This window comes from Streptomyces sp. NPDC004561 (assembly GCF_053602155.1).
In genome coordinates this window covers 1-2,891 of record NZ_JBSGDB010000744.1, presented here as the reverse complement: position 1 = coordinate 2,891, position 2,891 = coordinate 1, and the positions used below count along the sequence as shown (strand labels likewise).

At 70.7% G+C, this 2,891-nt stretch carries 2 protein-coding genes and 2 pseudogenes; 2 read left to right on the top strand and 2 right to left on the bottom strand.

The annotated features are described in order from the left end of the window. Positions 1-176: 176 nt before the first annotated feature. The gene (locus tag ACWEN3_RS44590; RefSeq protein ID WP_452983888.1) at positions 177-1,406 is read left to right on the top strand and encodes a hypothetical protein; all 1,230 of its coding nucleotides are present in this window, start codon (positions 177-179) and stop codon (positions 1,404-1,406) included. On the opposite strand, the gene ACWEN3_RS44585 is transcribed toward ACWEN3_RS44590, so the two are convergent. After that, a complete protein-coding gene (locus tag ACWEN3_RS44585; RefSeq protein WP_452983886.1) occupies positions 1,403-1,792 on the bottom strand; it encodes a RidA family protein in 390 nt (129 codons plus the stop codon). The two genes, ACWEN3_RS44590 and ACWEN3_RS44585, sit on opposite strands and share 4 nt — an antisense overlap. A 72-nt stretch (positions 1,793-1,864) precedes the next feature. On the opposite strand from ACWEN3_RS44585, the pseudogene ACWEN3_RS44580 reads away from it, so the two are divergent. After that, a pseudogene (locus ACWEN3_RS44580) lies at positions 1,865-2,814 on the top strand (LysR family transcriptional regulator). On the opposite strand, the pseudogene ACWEN3_RS44575 reads toward ACWEN3_RS44580, so the two are convergent. Continuing rightward, a pseudogene (locus tag ACWEN3_RS44575) lies at positions 2,780-2,891 on the bottom strand (carboxymuconolactone decarboxylase family protein); the annotation flags it as partial. The pseudogenes ACWEN3_RS44580 and ACWEN3_RS44575 overlap by 35 nt on opposite strands.

Here is a 2,891-nt window from a genome sequence, read left to right as displayed (position 1 = left end):
ACGTCGGCGGGCGGCGCGGAGATGGCTGCCGACCTGCGAAGCTCGCCGCTTTTTGCACGCCACGCCGAACCAAATATGACAGTTCATATGCTTATCGTCCTTATTGTGCGAGGTGCTGACAGCAACGATCGAGGGGGCGCACAACGCGTCTGGACGGGACGCGGGTTGGGATGGCGATGAGTGGAATCAGCCGCCGGAATGTGGCACGCCTGGGCCTCGGCGTCGGTGCCGGCGCGGCCGTCGCCTCACTGGCCCGGTGCGGCGGTGGGGACGGTTGGGGCTTCGGCTCGTCGGGCCCCGGCGGGTCGCAGGCGGCGCCCCGGTTGATCGGCGACGGCTCGACGTCGTACACCGGACGCCAGCCCAACCAGCCGGACCCGCCCACCGCCCTCGAACCGGGTGAGACTCCCCCGCAGTTCGTGGTGTTCTCCTGGGACGGCGCCGGCGAGGTGGGCACCGGCCTGTTCCAGCGCTTCCTGGAACTCGCCCGCGCCCACGAAGCGCACATGACGTTCTTCCTGTCCGGCCTCTACCTGTTGCCGGAGGACAAGAAGCGGCTGTACCAGCCGCCGAACAACCCGGTCGGCGCCTCGGACATCGGATACCTCACCGACGAGCACCTCAAGGCGACCCTGAAGTACGTGGGCCAGGCGTGGCTCGAGGGCCACGAGATCGGCACGCACTTCAACGGGCACTTCTGCGAGGGCCCCGGGTCGGTGGCCGACTGGACCTCCTCTCAGTGGCGTTGGGAGATCGAGCAGGCCCGGTCGTTCGTCAAGTCTTGGAAGACGAACACCGGTTGGCACGACCGTCCGCCCCTGCCCTTCGACTACGACAAGGAACTGGTGGGCGGCCGCACCCCGTGCCTGCTCGGGCAGGAGAGCCTGCTGCCCGTCGCCCGCGCACTGGGCTGGCGCTACGACGCCTCGTCACCGGGCGGGGTGCAGCGCTGGCCGCGGAAGCAGGGAGGCGTCTGGGATCTCCCGCTGCAGGGCATCCCCTTCCCGGGGCACAGTTTCGAAGTGCTGAGCATGGACTGGAACATGCTGGCGAACCAGTCCGGGAACTCGACGCGCGCCCCCTCGTACAACTACTCCTACTGGCGTGCCCAGGCGACGCAGTCGTACATGGCCGGGTTCGACCGGGCGTACGAGACCAACCGGGCGCCGATGTTCATCGGCAACCACTTCGAGGAGTGGAACGGCGGTATCTACATGGACGCGGCCGAGGAGGCCCTGAGGCAGATCGCCGGGCGGCCGGAGGTTCGTCTGGTCTCCTTCCGGCAGTTCGTCGACTGGCTCGACGCGCAGGATCCGGCCGTGCTCGCGCGACTGCGCACCCTGGAGGTCGGCGAGAAGCCCCCGGGCGGCTGGTCCACCTATCTGCGCCCGGCCAAGGAGTCCTAGGCAGTGGCGCGGCGGGCGTACACCTCTATCTCGATCTTCATCCGGGGGTCGGCGAGCCCGCACTCCATCATGGTGGCGGCCGGCCTGACGTCGCCGAAGACGCGGCGCAGCACGGGCCAGCAGGGCTCGAAGTCCGCGCGGTCGGGCAGCAGGTAGCGCACGCGCACCACGTCGGCGAAGGTGCACTTCGCCTCGGTCAGGGCGGCTCCGATGTTGCGCAGGCACTGCTCGGCCTGCTCCACGACGTCGTCCGGGATCGTCATGGTCGTGTAGTCGAAGCCGGTGGTCCCGGACACGTGCACCCAGTCGCCGTCGACCACGGCACGGGCGTAACCGATCTGCTCCTCGAAGGCCGAGCCGCTGAGGATCGCGCGTCGCTCTGTCATGTGCCGAACGCTAGGCGGCGGGCTCCGATACGTCTAATACAGGGATGACCATGAGCTGATATCTCTGGGGATATGGACCGCCCCGAACTTCCCCTGCCGCAGCTTCACGCCTTCATCGTGCTCGCCGAGGAACTGCACTTCGGGCACGCGGCCGCCCGGCTGGGCATCGCCCAGCCGCCGCTGAGCCAGCAGATCCGCCGGCTGGAGGACAAGGTCGGGCATCCGCTGTTCGAGCGGGGCCCGGGGCGGGTCACGCTCACCCCGGCGGGCCGCGCGCTGCTGCCGGCCGCGCGGGGGGCCCTCAGCGGGCTCGCGGACGGGCTGGCCGCCGCGCGGGCCGTGGGCAGCGGCCGGGCCGGACGGCTGCGGATCGGCTTCGCCGCCTCGCTCGCCCTGACCGTCCTGCCCGGCCTGCTGCGCGACTTCCGGCAGCGGTTCCCCGAGGCCCACCTCGACATCACGAGATGACCACGGCACCGCAGCTCGACGCCCTGCGCGAGAGGACGATCGACATCGGGCTGCTGCGCGAGCCGCCGGCCGGTGAGCCGGAGCTGGGCTTCCGGACCGTGCTCAGCGAGCCGTTCGTGGCCGTCCTGCCGTCCGGGCACCCGCTGGCCGCCCGGCGTGCCGTGCCCCTCGGACAGCTGGCCGGCGAGCCGTTCGTACTGCTGCCGCGCGCGGTCGGGCCGCGGCTGTACGACCAGATCACCGGCCTGTGCGAGGCGGCGGGTTTCACGCCCCGGATCTCCCAGCACGCGGTGGAGTGGCAGACCGTGTGCGCACTCGTGGAGACCGGCCTCGGGGTGTCCGTGGCGCCGGCGAGCATCCGGCGCATCCGGCTCAAGGGCGTCGCGTTCCGGCGCGTCGATCCGGGGACCGCCCGTACCCGGGTCGCCGTCGCGTGGCGCGGGAACGACCGCAATCCCCTGGTCGGGCATCTGCTCGCGACGGTCGGCCAGGTCCCGCCGGGACCTTCGCGAGAGGCCCTCACTGCTCCGGACGCACCGGATGCCCGCTCATGATCGAGACGCGGTTGAACGCGTTGATGGTGACGGCGACCCAGATCACCGCCGATATCTGGTCGTCGTCGAGGACGTCC

Coding starts and splice junctions, on each gene's coding strand:
- ACWEN3_RS44590 (WP_452983888.1), top strand. CDS start 177: ATGAGTGGAATCAGCCGCCGGAATGTGGCACGCCTGGGCCTCGGCGTC.
- ACWEN3_RS44585 (WP_452983886.1), bottom strand. CDS start 1,792: ATGACAGAGCGACGCGCGATCCTCAGCGGCTCGGCCTTCGAGGAGCAG.